The following is a 15,774-nucleotide window of genomic DNA, read 5'->3' on the forward strand; positions in this document are numbered from 1 at the left end:
GCGCTCAGGATGACAGACGTATTCAATATCAACCAGATGATAGATTTTTACCTCAACGACCAGCCCATTCGCACCGACGAGCCGCAGGCCAGCGCCCTGCTCGATTTCGTGCGCTACCACGAGCACCTGAAGGGCACCAAAATCGGCTGCCGCGAGGGCGACTGCGGCGCCTGCACCGTGCTGGTGGGCGAGCTGGCCCCCGACGGCCAGACCGTGAATTACCAAAGCATGACCAGCTGCCTCACGCCGCTGGGCAACGTGCAGGGCAAGCACGTGGTGACGGTGGAAGGCATCAACCAAGCCAGCGGGCAGCTCACGCCCGTGCAGCAGGCCATCGTGGACGAAGGCGGCTCGCAGTGCGGCTTCTGCACGGTGGGCTTTGTGATGTCGCTCACCGGCCACAGCCTGGGCGACAAGCCGGCCACCGAAAAAAGCACCGTCGCCGCCATCGACGGCAACATTTGCCGCTGCACGGGCTACAAGTCGCTGGAGCGCGCCGCGGCCAAGCTCACGGCTGAGTTGGAGCAGCGACCCGCGGAAAACGCCCTGGCCTGGCTCAGTGAGAAGCAGTACGTGCCCGGCTACTTCGCCGGAATCCCGGCCAGGCTCGGCAAGCTGCGCCCCGCCGAAACCAACGCCACCGAAGCTTCATCAGCGGCAACAGCAGCTTCCGCCACGGCTCATGCCAACGGCGGCGCGGTTTCGACCTCGCCCAGCGGCCACGCCCAAAGCCAGAACGGCCATAGTCACTCGCCCAGTCACGCCTTCGCTCACCCGCTCCTCGGCGGCGGCACCGATTTGCTGGTGCAGCGCCTTGAGGAGTTGCGGGAGCAGCCCGTGCGCCTGATATTTGACCAGGCCGGCCGGCGCGGCATCCGGCAGGAAGCGGCGGGCCGCGTGGTGCTGGGCGCCGCCACCACGGCCAGCCATTTGCTGGAATCGGACCTCATGCGCGGCCTGATTCCGCAGTTGCCGCAGTACCTGAAACTGGTATCGAGCACGCCCATCCGCAACATGGGCACGGTGGCCGGCAACTTCATCAACGGCTCCCCGATTGGCGATTTAACCATTATGTTCCTGGCGCTCGGGGCCTACATCACCCTGGCCGACCCGGCCGGCACCACGCGCGAACTGGCGTTGCCCGACCTCTACCTCGGCTACAAGAAGCTGGCGAAAGCGCCCGAGGAGCAAGTCACCGAAATCAGCTTCCCCGCTCCCCTGTCTGGCGATTTCTTCCATTTTGAGAAGGTTTCCAAACGCACTCACCTGGACATTGCCAGCGTGAATTCGGCGGTCTGGCTGCGGGTGAACGACGGTATTATCACCGGCGCCCGGGTATCGGCCGGCGGCGTGGGGCCAGTGCCGCTGTACCTGGCGCGTACCAGTGCATTTCTGGAAGGCCGCGAACTATCAGGCGAAACGCTGGCAGCGGCCAATGAGGTGATGCAATCGGAAATCAGCCCGATTTCGGACGTGCGCGGCACCAGCGACTACAAGCGGCTGTTGATGCGGCAGTTGCTGTGGGCGCATTTCCTGAAGTTTGCGCCGGAGCTGGAATTTGTCAATTAACAGTTGGTCATCAACTTTTACGGCAGATTTTTTAATGTCCAACAAGCAGCATTTTTTCGATATTTTCAAGGAAATAGAGCATTCTTCTTTATTTCTGACCGATAGAGCCGACCAGCTTAAGGAGGAAATACAGGCAAACTGTATTCAGCTTTCTGTTCCCGCTGGGCTACAAATTGAATCCGACGAACTCATTGATTTTTTAAAAAGGGTTAGGTCCAACCGGCAGGCACAACTACAAAACAGCGACCTTAAAACCGACCTTATTTATTACCTCTGGCACGATGAGCAAGCTGGGCAGCTTCGCTTCAACTTTATAAATTCCTCGCATCTGAAATTGCCTTTCGGTGCTGCAGTTTCTTTGGTTGGAAATGAAGCCGAAATTGTTGACCATTTTCTAATTTCAAATTATTCACAAGGAGTTGCTTGGGAAGATTTCAATGCTATTTCCGAAGCAGTTGAAGAATTGACGGTAACTTTTACGCTTAAGGTTTACCAGGAAATCATTTTCCAATCTGCCACCCATCATCCTCAGCCACTTCGTTAGTCGCTGCAGCGAGCACCCAATCCATGAATCATCTCGACCCCAACCGCCACGTGCGCGGCGAATCGCAGTACCTCGACGACGTGCCCGTGCAGCAGGGCACGCTGTTCGCGGCCGTATTTGAAAGCCCGCTGGCCCACGGCGTGCTCAAAAGTCTGGATTTGAGCGCCGCGCTGGCCGCGCCGGGCGTGGTGCGCATCCTCACGGCCGACGACATTCCGGGCGACAACCAAATCGGCGGCATCGTGCCCGACGAGCCGCTGCTGGCCGAGGGGCACGTGCACTTCCGGGGGCAACCAGTGGCGCTGGTGCTGGCCCGCCACGAGCACCAGGCCCACGCCGCGCTCAAGCTGATTAAAGCCGAGATTGAGCCGCTGCCCATCATCACCGACCCGCGCGTGGCCGCGGCGCAGGGCGAGTTCATTGTGCCGCCGCGCACCTTCAAAATCGGGGATTCTCAAGCCGCCTGGGCGAGCTGTGCCCACGTGTTTGAGGGCGTGGCCGAGAGCGGCGGGCAGGAGCATTTGTACATCGAAACGCAGGGCGCCTACGCTTTCCCGACCGAGATGGGCGGCGTGCGCATCATCTCCTCCACGCAGGGCCCCACGGCCGTGCAGCGCCACACGGCGCACGTGCTGGGCCTGGGCATGCACCAGGTAGAAGTGGACGTGACGCGCCTGGGCGGCGGTTTTGGCGGCAAGGAAGACCAGGCCACGCCCTGGGGCGCCCTGGCCGCGCTGGGCGCCTACTGCGCCAAGAAGCCAGTGAAGCTGGTGCTCGACCGCATGGCCGACATGCGCATGACCGGCAAGCGCCACCCCTACTCGTCGGACTTCAAAATCGGCTTCGACGCGGACCTGAAAATCGTGGCTTACGAGGTAGAATTCTACCAAAACGCCGGCGCCGCCGCCGACCTTTCGCCGGCCGTGATGGAGCGCACGCTCTTCCACGCCACCAACGCCTATTTCGTGCCCAACGTGACGGCCACCGCCTACAGCTGCCGCACCAATTTGCCCCCGAACACCGCTTTCCGGGGCTTTGGCGGGCCGCAGGGCATGTTCGTGATTGAGTCGGCCCTGGCCAAAGCGGCCGAAGAGCTTGGGGTGCCCACCTGCGAGTTGCAGCGCCGCAACCTGCTGCGCGAAGGCGACCTGTTCTCCTACCGCCAGCCGGCCGAAATGTGCCACGCCGAACAGGCCTGGGACACGGCCGCCAAAGAATTCGATTTGGCGGGCATCCGGGCCGAAGTTGAGCGGTTCAACCAAACGAACAAGCTGCAGAAAAAGGGCTTTGCGGTGATGCCCATCTGCTTCGGCATCAGCTTCACCAAAACGCCCATGAACCAGACGCGGGCGCTGGTGCACATCTACTCCGACGGCTCAGTGGGCATCAGCACGGGCGCGGTGGAAATGGGCCAGGGCGTGAACACCAAAATTGCCCAGGTGGCGGCCCGCACGCTGGGCATTTCGATTAATCGCATCAAAATCGAAACCACCAACACCACCCGCGTGGCCAACACCTCCCCCAGCGCCGCCAGCGCCACCGCCGACCTCAACGGCAAGGCCACCGAAATGGCCTGCGCCGCCCTGCGCGAGCGCCTGCTGCGCCACGCCGAAGTGGAATACACGCTCAATTACGAAGGCATCGAAATCCGCAACGAAGAGGTGCTGGCCGCCGGCATGCCCACCGAAACCACCTGGGACAAGCTGGTGTCGTCGGCCTTCTGGAAGCGCGTGGCCCTCACCGAAAACGCCCACTACGCCACGCCCGACCTGCATTTCGACCCCGCCACCAACACGGGCCACCCCTTCGCCTACCACGTCTACGGCACGGCCCTGACCACCGTCACCGTCGACTGCCTGCGCGGCACCTACACCGTGGACGCCCTGCGCATTGCCCACGACTTCGGCCAGAGCTTCAACGAAGTCATCGACCGTGGCCAGATTGAGGGCGGCGCGGTGCAGGGCATCGGCTGGATGACCATGGAGGAAGTGGCCTACAACGACGAAGGCCGCCTGCTCAGCAACTCGCTCAACAGCTACAAAATCCCCGACATCTACGCCGCGCCCAAGGTGCTCGACGTGCACTTCCTCGACACGCCGGGCCACCCCAAGGCCATCCTGCGCTCCAAAGCCGTGGGCGAGCCGCCGCTGATGTACGGCATCGGCACCTACTTCGCCCTGCGCGACGCGGTGCGGGCTTTCCAGCCGCACACGGCCCTCCCCTTCTCGGCCCCGATGACGCCGGAAAAGACGCTGGTGAGCTTGTATCCGGAGTTCTCGGCAACTAATTCTACTTTCAATTTGTCCAAAGTGTTATTTCGATAATGCAAAAAATTAAGTTGTTTACAGCCAAACAATTACTAAAATAATTGGTTTGACATGAAAATAAAATTAGCAATATTCAGAAATAACTGACGTATTTACCGCCGGAATCAGGCTTGCTGTTCCTTCAGCTATCTACCCGGCACCCATGCGCTTACACCTCTACCTGGAATCCCCTGAGCGGGTTCCTTTCGATTACCTGCCCACGCTGGTGGGCGCCTTCAATCGCTGGGCCGGCCACGACGCCCGCCGGCACGACGGCCTTTCCCTCTATTCCCTGGCCTGGCTGCGCGGCGGGCAGGCCGGGCGCGGCGGCATTCATTTCCGGGAAGGCGCCAGTTGGTTTATCTCGGCCCCAGACTCCGACCTGATTCACCAGCTCGTGAGCGGCGTGGTGCGCGAGCCCGACCTCGGCCTGGGCCTGCGGGTGCGCGACGTGCGGATGCAGCGCGCCCCCGAATTCACGGCCGGCGAGCAGCCTTTCCGCGTGGCCAGCCCGGTCTTTATCAAGCACCTCCCGCCCGGGGCCCAGCTCGGCGCCCCCGCCGACCACCTCCTCCCCGGTCACCCCCTGGCCGACGAGCTGCTCACCGCCACCCTGCGGCGCAAGCTCCGCCAGGCCGGCCTCGACGACACCGCCGCCGCCGTGCGCTTCGACCCCGCCCACCTCGCCACCGCCAAAACCAAGCTGTTCCGCTACAAGCAGGTGCAGTGCCGCGGCAGCATCTGCCCGGTGCTGGTGAGCGGGAGCGCCGAGCAGATTCAGTTCGCTTGGGAAGTGGGCGTGGGTGATTCTACGGGGATTGGCTGCGGGGCGCTGGTGTAGGTTTTCTGTATTCTTTACTGAGTTTATATAATGCTTTACGTAGTAGAGTACACCGGCCCATTTGGTTACCTCAAGCCTTGGACGGCCGTTCGAGACGGGGAAACATATTCCCAGCAGTTTCTCACGCCTTCCGTTATTGAGGGAATGCGGCAGAAGCTGGAGGTTTCGCAGATTCTGCGGCACAAGCTTGCTTATGCCGGGCTGAGCATGCAGCAGGAGCAAACGCACCCGCGCGGCTGGATACACGAGAAGAAAAAGCAGCAACTGACGCGCCCCCGCGCCATTCTGGTGCGGGGGGTAATGCTGTCCCCGACGCTGCATCTGGCTTTTGCCAGCGCGGATGACGCCAAGCTGGCGGCAACCCAGCACCTGTGCCTGTGCCGCAACGAAGATATTTTGTTGCCTGCTGAGCCACAGATGATAAGCGAAGCAGCGTTTGCGGCACTGCCGGGCTTCGAATTGCGCTTTACCGAGGGGCCGAGTGATGGCGCTTTTTTGGTGGGTTACAACCGCTTTGCGGACGGCGCGGCCATGTACGGCCGATTGGAGATTACCGGCAACCCCACCGCCAAACCCGTGCTGGAACGATGAAAACAACCCGCCCGATTCTCGCCAAGAGCGCCCAGCGCGGCAATTCCCCGCTCACGTTGCTCAACCACACGCAGCAGGTAAAAGCAGCAGCAGAAGCCATTGCGGCTCAGTTGGGCTACGACGTGCGGCTAGCGGGGCTGGGCGCGGCCTTGCACGATTTGGGCAAGGCGCACCCCCATTTTCAGGCCAAGATTTACGGTGAAGAACTGCCCTTGCACGAGCAGTTTCCGCACCGGCACGAGCTGTCGTCGCTGGGGTTTCTGCCGCTGTTCGACCGGGCCGACTGGCCGGCGCTGGTCGACATGGTGGTGGCGCACCATAAATCCATCAGGCAGGACGCGCGGGAGCGGGGCATCCTGGATTTGCAACGGCAGGGCGGCCCGTGGATAGCCAACCACTTGCTGAACTGGGAAGACTGGTCGGGCGACGGGCTGGCCGTGCTGGCCGCTTTGCAAGTACCCGTAACGCTGCGAAAGGTGACGCTGCAAGAGGCAGAAGCCGCCCTGCGCTATGCCGTGGAGCACTGCCGGGCGCAGCTGCGCAGCCCCGAGTGGTCGGCCTGGCGCGGCGTGCTGATGGCGGCCGACCATTTTGCTTCGGCTTTGCAGCACGACACGGACAAGCAGTTGGCGGGGTTGTTTGACAAGCCAAATCTGGCGTTTTTTCAAAACCGCGCCGGCGATGCGCTCTACCCGCTTTCGCAGACGAGCGCCGCCGATGAGCGGCCCCACACACTGGTGGTGGCTCCGACGGGCGCGGGCAAAACGGACTACCTGTTTCGGCGCTGCCGGGGGCGGGTGTTTTACACGTTGCCGTTTCAAGCTTCCATCAACGCCATGTTTGAGCGCGTGCGCCAGGCCGACACGGGCGGCCACGTGCGGCTGCGCCACGCCATGTCGAAACTGGTAGAGGGCCGCACGGGGCGCGATGTGGCCGAGAAGCTCTTGCAGGACAAAGTGGGCGCGTCGGTCAAAATCCTGACGCCGCACCAGCTGGCGGCCGTGGCTTTCGGGCTACCCGGCTACGAGGCGGTGCTGCTCGACGTGCGCGGCTGCGATGTCATTCTGGATGAGATTCATACTTATTCCGATAAGGCGCAGGCCATGGTGCTGGCCATTGTGGACGTGCTGGTGCTGGCCAACTGCCGGCTGCACGTGGGTACGGCCACCATGCCCACGGCTCTCTACGACGAGGTGCGCCGCCGGCTGGGCGGCCCCGAGGCCGTGTATGAAGTGCGCCTGTCCGACGAGGTGCTGGACGAGTTCAACCGCCACGAGGTGCACAAAATAGCCCGCGACCAGAAGCGCCCCGAAGCGTTGGCGACGACAGTAGACGCGCTGCTGCGCCAAGCCTTTACAGACAACGAAAAGGTTCTGATTATCTGCAACACCGTTGTGGGGGCGCAGGCCGAGTTTGAGCGGTTAACGCAGTCTTTTCCGGCCGTGAAAGCTATGCTGTTGCACAGCCGGTTTCGGCGCCTGGACCGGGCGGATTTAGAGAAAAAGCTGACCGCAGAATTTGACGGGCAGCCGGGCCCTTGCTTCGTGGTATCGACGCAGGTGGTGGAAGTGAGCCTGGATATCAGCTTCGACCGGATGATAACCGAGGCCGCCCCGCTCGATGCGCTGGTGCAGCGGTTTGGCCGGGTAAACCGGCGGCGCAGCCCGGAAACCATTGGCCAGCTAAAGCCCGTCCACGTCATCGAGCCGGACCGGAAAACGCTGCCTTACAACCGCGAAGTAGTGCTGCGCAGCTACGCCCAGCTGCCCGACGCGGCTCTGCTGCCGGAGCGCGACCTGCAACGCTGCCTCGATGCCGTGTACCCCGACTTGGCGCTGGCCAACATCAACACGCACCTGATATGGGACAACGGCGAGCTGATAGAAGGCGCGCTGACCAACCGCTGCCGCTCGGTGCTGGTGGAGGCGCTGGAAATCGAAACGGCAGCCTGCATTCTGGCCGACGACCGCGCTGAATATGTAGCCGAAAAGACGTTCTGGGAGCGCCGCATCGAGTTGGAAATCCCCATCAGTTGGCGCACGATTCAATTCAATAAGAACCGACAGCATTACGAGCGGCTGGACTTTGGCGCGGCCCCGTTTGTGGTGCCGCAACCGTTGGCCGACTACCGCCGGCTGGGCCTGCAGTTGCTGGAGCCCGATTCCTTTCTCTAACCTCACCTGATATGTACACCAGCTACATCGGCCGCCGCTTTCTGACGCTGTGGAACGCGCGCACCGGCCGCGACTTGGCGGCCCGGCAGTTTTTTGACGAGGAAATCTTTCCTCTGTTCTATAATTCTAGCAAATACCTGCAATGGGTACCCAGTTCACCATTTGCGCAGGATTTGAATAAAGATGAGAAAGCCCGCGTAGCACTTGGAGCAAACCCCTACGAAATAAAACTCAGTAAGCTACACGAGAAAATCAATGGCACTCTTGGTCCCGATGCCAGCTTCGTCATCGGCTTTCCAGCAGCTGGAGTAGAGGGCACCACTTCGGGGCAAGTGTCAGGGGTAGGGCCGAAAGTGGATGTAGACGACATCTATTGCTCCTGGATTGGCGGGGCGCTGGGCGTAGGTGTGAGCGGCGGCCTCACCCTTCTCATTGACCAGGACGAGGTGCTATGGACGCTCTACGAAGGCTGGGCCCGGTACCGCACCATGCTCAGCCAGCGTGACGGCCTGAAAGGCAACCAGATTGATACCTGGAACGGCCGCTGGCTCACGCACGCCTTCGACCCGGATTTCAATCCACGCCAGCCGCTGGCAGGCTTCAATTTTGACAAGGTCCTGGACACCAAAGACGGCAGCAGCGCCCTGCGCACGCAAGCCTGGGTGAAGGTGCTTTTCGCGTTGGCCACTGCTTATAAGCAGCGCATTACGGCCTACGTGTACAGCCTGGCTCAAACCAACCGCACCATCGGCTTCGTGCCGCTGGAGTTGGGCGCGGTCGAGGATATGCACCAGCTTTCGCAGCAGCTTTTCCAATTGTCGCCCGACATCCGCGACTGGCAGAAGGTGACGAGCCTCTACGAAACGCACCTGGGCTTTGCGCGCGCCTGCCAGTTGGGCAGCATCGGCCTGGCGGCCATTGAGCCGGCGAAGCTCCAGGATTATTTGCCCGGCAATGACAAGAAAATCAATCTCAACACCGACGCCGACCGCTTTCAATTTGACATTTATCAACTCTGGATTCTCGCCATGCTCAACAACCAGGAACTCTACAACGCCGCCGACCGACTGGCGGCCACGCTCCACGATTTTGCCCGCCGCGACGACCACCGCGACAGCGGCCGGGGAAAGAAAAACCTGGACCGCCAGGTAGAACAGGTGTTTGAGAAAAAAAGCCGGCCAGCTTTCATCGAACGGCTGGCCGATATGCTGGCCGAGGCCGGCAGTAACGCCGCCGCTTTTCGGGATGCCTTTGACGAAGCCGTGCGGCAAGTGATGCTGATGCCGGTCGACAACTTCCCGTTGTTCATCATTCTGGTGCGCTTCCGCTACATCGCCCGGCAGAGCGACGCCTCTATTGCTCCGGCTTCATCCACGCAACAACCCACTCTTTTCAACGCATAGCATGAAATCTCCTTACATCTATTTGCGGGGCCTGCGCCACGCCGAGCACACCGTTTTCTCGGTTCAGGACGGCCAGAAATACTACCGCGACCCGCAGTTTGGCACCAACCAGGCGTATTCGAGCGGGCAGCAGGTGAAGCGCAGCATCATGGATGCGCTGACCACCGGCCTGAACGTGCCGCCCGCGCCCATCACCTTCAACTGGCAGGTGAAAAAGGGCAAGAAGGCCGAAGAGGTGCAGTTTGAGCAGAAGGAGCCGTGGTCGCCCTGCGACCCCACGCACGTCGACCAGCTGCTGGGCGGCTACATGCGGGCCGAAACCGGCGAGTTTACCATCAAGCGCCGCTCGCCGCTGTCGATTTCAGCCATGCGCCCGCTGCATCCGCTGCTGGGCGGCTTGGAGCAACAACGGGAAAACCTGACGTTTGACCGCACGTCGCATCCCTCGCACCACCCCGTGCGGGTGCGCGATGAGAGCGGCAAAGAACTGTCCAAAGACGAGGTAGACGCTTTGCTGCTCAGCACCAAGCGCAACCTGCCCAACCGCATCTGGATACCCGACCACAGCCGCGCCTCCGGCCTGTTTGTGTACGACGTGGCCGTGGATTTACGGACGCTATTTTGCGTATCCGTCAACACCCTGGAGCCGGAATTGCATCCGAGCAAAGTCGCTGACCTAAAAGTCCAGGGCTGGACCGAAAGCCGCAACGCATTTGGTCCGTGTCTGCTGGCCCCGCGTGAGCAGCGGGAAAAGTACATGCCGGCCCTGGCGCACGCCTTGGTCAACTGGCGCATTACCAGCAACCAGGCCCGCACCTTTAGCCTGATGGAGACGCTGGCCGTGGCCATCAGCGACAATGCGAACCACTTGGCGGGCGCCATTCGCGGGCAGCTGCGCGAAGACACCGAGCGCCCCACGGCCAAGCCCGTGCTGGACGAAACCGCCGGGGCAAAGCTTTACACGGCATTGTCGGCCGGCGGATACATTGCCGGGGCTTATGGGGCGGCCGACGCCCTCGACCAAGCCGAGCAGGAAGTGCTGACCCGCTTGCGGGCCTTCGACTACGAAAACCAGGACGTGCCCGCTTAGCCAAGGCCTCAAAACGGGCTGTTTCCTGGCGAAGCAGCCCGTTTTGCTTTGGTGCCCTCTCCCATTCGCCATGCGCATCACCGGCAAGCACGTCAATTACTACCACATCTGCCGCCGCAAGCTGTGGCTGTTTCACAGCGGCATCAGCTTCCAGCAGACGCACGAGAACGTGGCCGATGGCACGCTGCTGCACGAAACGGCCTACCCGCAACGGGCCAAGCGCTACCGCGAGATTCAGATTGAGGGCATCAAGATTGATTTTTATGACCCGCACGACCGGGTGGTGCACGAAATCAAGCGCAGCAACAAGATGGAGCAGGCCAGCATTGCCCAGCTGCAATACTACCTGCTGGTGCTGGAGCGCCACGGCGTGGAAAACCCCACCGGCCTGCTGGAATACCCCAAGATTCGCCGCACCGAAACCGTGGTGCTCACCGAGGCCGACCGCGCCGCCATCGCGCAGTGGGAAGCGGCCATCGAGCAACTGGTGGAGCAGCCCACCTGCCCGCCCACCATCAACAAGCCCTTCTGCAAAAATTGCAGCTACTACGACTTCTGCTACGTGAGTGAAGCCGGCGTGGAGCTGGACTTGCCCCCGCTTTCCCGCGACCACCTGTAACCTCGGCCTTCGCGATGAAGAAAACCTACTACCTCTTCAACCCCGGCCGCCTGAGCCGCGACAACAACACCCTCAAATACACCGCTTACACCGAGGACGGCGGCGAAGGCCAGACCCGCTTCCTGCCCGTGGAAGACGTGGCCGACTTCTACGTTTTCGGCTCGCTCGACGCCAACAGCGCCCTGTACAATTTCCTGGGCAAGAAGGGCATCTCGGTGCATTTCTTCGATTATTACGAGCACTACACCGGCTCCTTTCTGGCCAAGGAGTACCTGCTGGCCGGTAAGCTGCAGGTAGCCCAGACCAGTCATTACACCTCCGGCAAAAAGCGGCAGGCCCTGGCCCGCAAGTTCGTGGAAGGCTCGGCCTTCAACTTGCTCAAAAACCTGCGCTACTACCAGAGCCGAGGCCGCGAGGTAGCCGCCGAAATCGCGCAGATTGAGCTTTATGTGGCCGCGCTGCCCCACGCCACCAGCATCCAGGAGCTGATGGGCTACGAGGGCAACATCCGCCAGACCTACTACCGCTGCTTCGAGCGGCTGGTGAGCGTGCCGGGCTTCACCTTCGGCCAGCGCAGCACCCAGCCGCCCCAAAACGAGCTCAATGCCCTGCTGAGCTTCGGCAACATGCTGTGCTACGCCGCCTGCCTGTCGCAGATTTACCACACCCAGCTCAACCCCACCATCAGCTTCCTGCACGAGCCCGGCCACCGCCGCTTCTCTCTGGCCCTCGACCTGGCCGAAATCTTTAAGCCGCTGCTCGTGGACCGCACCATCTTCCGCGTCCTCAACAAGAAGGAAATTCAGCCCCAGCACTTCGTGCGCGAACTCGACGGCTGCCTGCTCAAGGAATCGGGCCGCAAAATCTTCGTCGAAGTCTTCGCCCAGCGCCTCAAAGAAACCTTCCGTCACCGCCGCCTCGACCGCATCATCACCTACCAGCACCTCATCAAGCTCGAATGCTACAAGCTAACCAAGCATCTGATGGGCATCGAAGAATATCAACCCTTTAAGTCCTGGTGGTAAGCGTATGTACGTTCTGCTGGTATATGACATCCGCGAAAAGCGCGTGGGCAAGATGCTGAAGCTTTGCCGGCGCTACCTGAACTGGATTCAAAACTCCGTGTTTGAAGGTGAAATTTCCGAGGTGAAACTGAAGGAACTGCTGCTGAAGGCAGAGTCGTTTTTGGATTTGAATGAGGACAGCGTCCTCGTTTTCAAAAGCCGCAGCCAGCAATGGCTGGAAAAGGAAGTTCTCGGCCAGGAACGCAGCCGATTAGGCGATTTTTTATAAGCCCAACTAGTCGTCGCCCGCTGCTTTGCTGGAAAACCGTTTGGCCCTACCAGGGTTACGCTTAAGTTAAACCACTCATTACCTGAGTCGTCGCTCCCCTACCCTTTTCCCGCTACCGCTGACCGACGACTTTTCTACTCTTTTTTGGGCCCTGCGACCTGTGTTTTTAAAGCGCTAAGGGCTATTTTTGTCCGTATAGGCATCGGACTTCAATCGGACTGTGTGGAATTGAAATGGGTAGCTCAAGTGGATAGAGCCCTGTCCCCGAAGAAACTTCAATCGGACTGTGTGGAATTGAAATACTCGTAGCCGATGTGGAAGGCCCCCTTCGAGCCTTACTTCAATCGGACTGTGTGGAATTGAAATAGGGCCGCCCAGTGGCTGGAACGACTCGGCGCGTCCACTTCAATCGGACTGTGTGGAATTGAAATCGTTCACCGACCGCACCCTGGCGAACCGCGCCGAGAACTTCAATCGGACTGTGTGGAATTGAAATTGGGTAACGGCAAAAGGAAAGGTCCAGGACCTGGACACTTCAATCGGACTGTGTGGAATTGAAATGGGTCATGAAGCGGACTTCTTTGTGCAAGTCGGGGCACTTCAATCGGACTGTGTGGAATTGAAATGCTTCCAGGCGCGGGCCTCCGTTGACCCGCACCGCCACTTCAATCGGACTGTGTGGAATTGAAATAACTGAATTCGCTGCCGAAATGAAGGCTATTTTTAGACTTCAATCGGACTGTGTGGAATTGAAATTGTCGACCTACCTGGGCAACTCGGCAAACTTCAAACACTTCAATCGGACTGTGTGGAATTGAAATTTGTAAGTCAGGGCAAAGTTGGCGGGCGTCTGCAAGGCGAAACTTCAATCGGACTGTGTGGAATTGAAATGCTACCTACGGGCTTAAAAAACGACCCGTATTTTCACTTCAATCGGACTGTGTGGAATTGAAATGACAGTAAAAGCCTTAGTCGCCGCGGGCGCGCTCTTACTTCAATCGGACTGTGTGGAATTGAAATACGGCGTAGGGTTTTCGGCATTCCTGAACGGCGGGCACTTCAATCGGACTGTGTGGAATTGAAATAGCGCCAGGCAGATGCGCGAAAACAGCCCGACCGACTTCAATCGGACTGTGTGGAATTGAAATACCGTAAAGTATCACTATTACGACCAGGGCGTCAGCACTTCAATCGGACTGTGTGGAATTGAAATGCGGAACGGGCTTGCTCCTGTTCGTACTTCGTCGTCACTTCAATCGGACTGTGTGGAATTGAAATAGGGCTTCGGCCTTCATTTCGCGCAGGTCCGACTGACTTCAATCGGACTGTGTGGAATTGAAATAGGTATAGTCGGTTTGCATATCGGCGAAGCCCAGCGACTTCAATCGGACTGTGTGGAATTGAAATGTTTACCTGGGCGGCCTGAAATTCACGGCGGACGTCACTTCAATCGGACTGTGTGGAATTGAAATAGGGCCTGGCAACCCTGGACGCGGCTATCGCTCAGAACTTCAATCGGACTGTGTGGAATTGAAATTGCTGACCAAAGCGGGCCTGAACCCCAACGACGACGACTTCAATCGGACTGTGTGGAATTGAAATGAGAAGAAGCCCCAGCACCACGCGCCGCTCGGATGACTTCAATCGGACTGTGTGGAATTGAAATGGTATCCACGTCGCCACGCCGTTGTTCCAAAACCACAACTTCAATCGGACTGTGTGGAATTGAAATGACGACAAAACCGGGAAAATGGACGACTTGCTGGGGACTTCAATCGGACTGTGTGGAATTGAAATAGCGAAGAAACCGCCTAACCCCCACGACCCATGTCCACTTCAATCGGACTGTGTGGAATTGAAATGGCATTGCCGCCCTGCAACAGCAGCAGAACGCCGCCACTTCAATCGGACTGTGTGGAATTGAAATGCGTGAAGCGCAGATATTTCGCTCTGTGCTGGCAATGACTTCAATCGGACTGTGTGGAATTGAAATGCTGCCCGCCGCCCCCACTCCCCAAGAAGCCCCCGCACTTCAATCGGACTGTGTGGAATTGAAATACGGCATGGCGTCCTTCCAGCAGGCAGGCGGCTAGCACTTCAATCGGACTGTGTGGAATTGAAATTGATTACGGACATGCCCTACCTCACCACTAACCTGACTTCAATCGGACTGTGTGGAATTGAAATATCAGCATTGAGCGCACCGACGCAGCTACGGCGGTGACTTCAATCGGACTGTGTGGAATTGAAATGTCAGCTTTCGGCAGAATCCTGAACTTGACCTTGAACTTCAATCGGACTGTGTGGAATTGAAATAACGGCATCTTCCACCGCTACCACGACGAAGCCGAGACTTCAATCGGACTGTGTGGAATTGAAATCATCCTACTGCGCCCGGTGCCGGGAGGGCCGGATGGACTTCAATCGGACTGTGTGGAATTGAAATTTCGGGGGCTTCGTATTTGGTGCCGGTGCGGGTGTGACTTCAATCGGACTGTGTGGAATTGAAATTCGAAACCGAAGAAAAGCTAGCCGATTTCAGCATCTAACTTCAATCGGACTGTGTGGAATTGAAATTGGCTGATGAAATACCTGAGCAACCCGCCCAGCGGCAAGCCCAACTTCAATCGGACTGTGTGGAATTGAAATATCAATCCAAAGAACGGACCGACCGTTATGCTGGCCACTTCAATCGGACTGTGTGGAATTGAAATGGAGCTTCGCGGCGGCCGTTTGGATGCTGTCGCCGGCACTTCAATCGGACTGTGTGGAATTGAAATCACCACCCTGGACCTGAAGCTGCTCACCGACGAGCTACTTCAATCGGACTGTGTGGAATTGAAATTGAAAAAGACTGTCAGAAAACAGGCCAAAGAGCTGGAACTTCAATCGGACTGTGTGGAATTGAAATGATGAGAGAAGGCAGAAAGTACACGAACAGGCAGAAACTTCAATCGGACTGTGTGGAATTGAAATCGGTGGAGGTGGTGCCGCCGTTGCGCCGGGGGGGCAACTTCAATCGGACTGTGTGGAATTGAAATTAGGTCCAGGGTAACGGTGACACGGCCGCCGTTCGGACTTCAATCGGACTGTGTGGAATTGAAATGAGGTGGTTCCGCTTCCGAAGCATCGGATTCGGCGCACTTCAATCGGACTGTGTGGAATTGAAATAGCAACTGGGTGTTCTTTTTTGGGTCGGGCTGGGCAACTTCAATCGGACTGTGTGGAATTGAAATTGAACACCGGTGGCGGGGCCGCGGCCACCGGTGCCGGACTTCAATCGGACTGTGTGGAATTGAAATGACGCCACCGCTTCGCTCTCGCCGGACGCCGCCACCCGCACT

At 59.1% G+C, this 15,774-nt stretch carries 11 protein-coding genes and 1 CRISPR repeat array (1 of these 12 running past the window's edge); all 11 genes read left to right on the plus strand.

Features of this window, described 5'->3' with window-relative positions; translation table 11 throughout:
* The first annotated feature begins 9 nt into the window (after positions 1 to 9).
* The 11 genes from I2H31_RS13865 (at position 10) to cas2 (ending at position 12,430) form a co-directional block, all read left to right on the plus strand.
* On the plus strand, positions 10 to 1,569 hold the full coding sequence (locus tag I2H31_RS13865) for an FAD binding domain-containing protein (RefSeq protein ID WP_230687772.1): 1,560 nt from the start codon (positions 10 to 12) through the stop codon (positions 1,567 to 1,569).
* A gap of 34 nt (positions 1,570 to 1,603) precedes the next feature.
* The gene (locus I2H31_RS13870; RefSeq protein WP_196293637.1) at positions 1,604 to 2,113 is read left to right on the plus strand and encodes a hypothetical protein; all 510 of its coding nucleotides are present in this window, start codon (positions 1,604 to 1,606) and stop codon (positions 2,111 to 2,113) included.
* Between the two features lie 23 nt (positions 2,114 to 2,136).
* On the plus strand, positions 2,137 to 4,437 hold the full coding sequence (locus I2H31_RS13875) for a xanthine dehydrogenase molybdopterin binding subunit (RefSeq protein WP_196293638.1): 2,301 nt from the start codon (positions 2,137 to 2,139) through the stop codon (positions 4,435 to 4,437).
* 145 nt (positions 4,438 to 4,582) lie between these two features.
* Positions 4,583 to 5,260, plus strand: coding sequence for a CRISPR-associated endoribonuclease Cas6 (locus tag I2H31_RS13880; protein ID WP_196293639.1), 678 nt, complete (start codon positions 4,583 to 4,585; stop codon positions 5,258 to 5,260).
* 30 nt (positions 5,261 to 5,290) lie between these two features.
* A complete protein-coding gene (locus I2H31_RS13885) occupies positions 5,291 to 5,851 on the plus strand; it encodes a hypothetical protein (RefSeq protein WP_230687774.1) in 561 nt (186 codons plus the stop codon).
* A complete protein-coding gene (gene cas3 / locus I2H31_RS13890; RefSeq protein ID WP_196293640.1) occupies positions 5,848 to 8,025 on the plus strand; it encodes a CRISPR-associated helicase Cas3' in 2,178 nt (725 codons plus the stop codon). Before I2H31_RS13885 ends, cas3 begins: the two co-directional genes overlap by 4 nt.
* Positions 8,026 to 8,036: 11 nt before the next feature.
* The gene (locus I2H31_RS13895) at positions 8,037 to 9,428 is read left to right on the plus strand and encodes a hypothetical protein (protein ID WP_196293641.1); all 1,392 of its coding nucleotides are present in this window, start codon (positions 8,037 to 8,039) and stop codon (positions 9,426 to 9,428) included.
* 1 nt (position 9,429) lies between these two features.
* Complete coding sequence (locus tag I2H31_RS13900) at positions 9,430 to 10,518, plus strand: CRISPR-associated protein Cas7 (RefSeq protein WP_196293642.1); 1,089 nt, start codon at positions 9,430 to 9,432, stop codon at positions 10,516 to 10,518.
* Between the two features lie 70 nt (positions 10,519 to 10,588).
* Positions 10,589 to 11,137: a CRISPR-associated protein Cas4 gene (gene cas4, locus I2H31_RS13905; RefSeq protein ID WP_196293643.1), complete on the plus strand. Its 549-nt coding sequence runs from the start codon at positions 10,589 to 10,591 to the stop codon at positions 11,135 to 11,137.
* A 14-nt stretch (positions 11,138 to 11,151) separates the two neighbouring features.
* Entirely contained in the window at positions 11,152 to 12,162 is a 1,011-nt protein-coding gene (gene cas1b, locus I2H31_RS13910; protein ID WP_196293644.1) for a type I-B CRISPR-associated endonuclease Cas1b, read from the plus strand.
* A 4-nt stretch (positions 12,163 to 12,166) separates the two neighbouring features.
* Positions 12,167 to 12,430, plus strand: a complete 264-nt coding sequence (cas2, locus tag I2H31_RS13915; protein WP_196293645.1) for a CRISPR-associated endonuclease Cas2 — start codon at positions 12,167 to 12,169, stop codon at positions 12,428 to 12,430.
* Positions 12,431 to 12,636: 206 nt separating this feature from the next.
* Positions 12,637 to 15,774: direct repeats of the CRISPR family, unit length 29 nt; unit sequence ACTTCAATCGGACTGTGTGGAATTGAAAT (it continues 3,212 nt past the right edge of the window).

Source organism: Hymenobacter ruricola, assembly GCF_015694525.1.
GTDB classification, from domain to species: Bacteria; Bacteroidota; Bacteroidia; order Cytophagales; family Hymenobacteraceae; genus Hymenobacter; species Hymenobacter ruricola.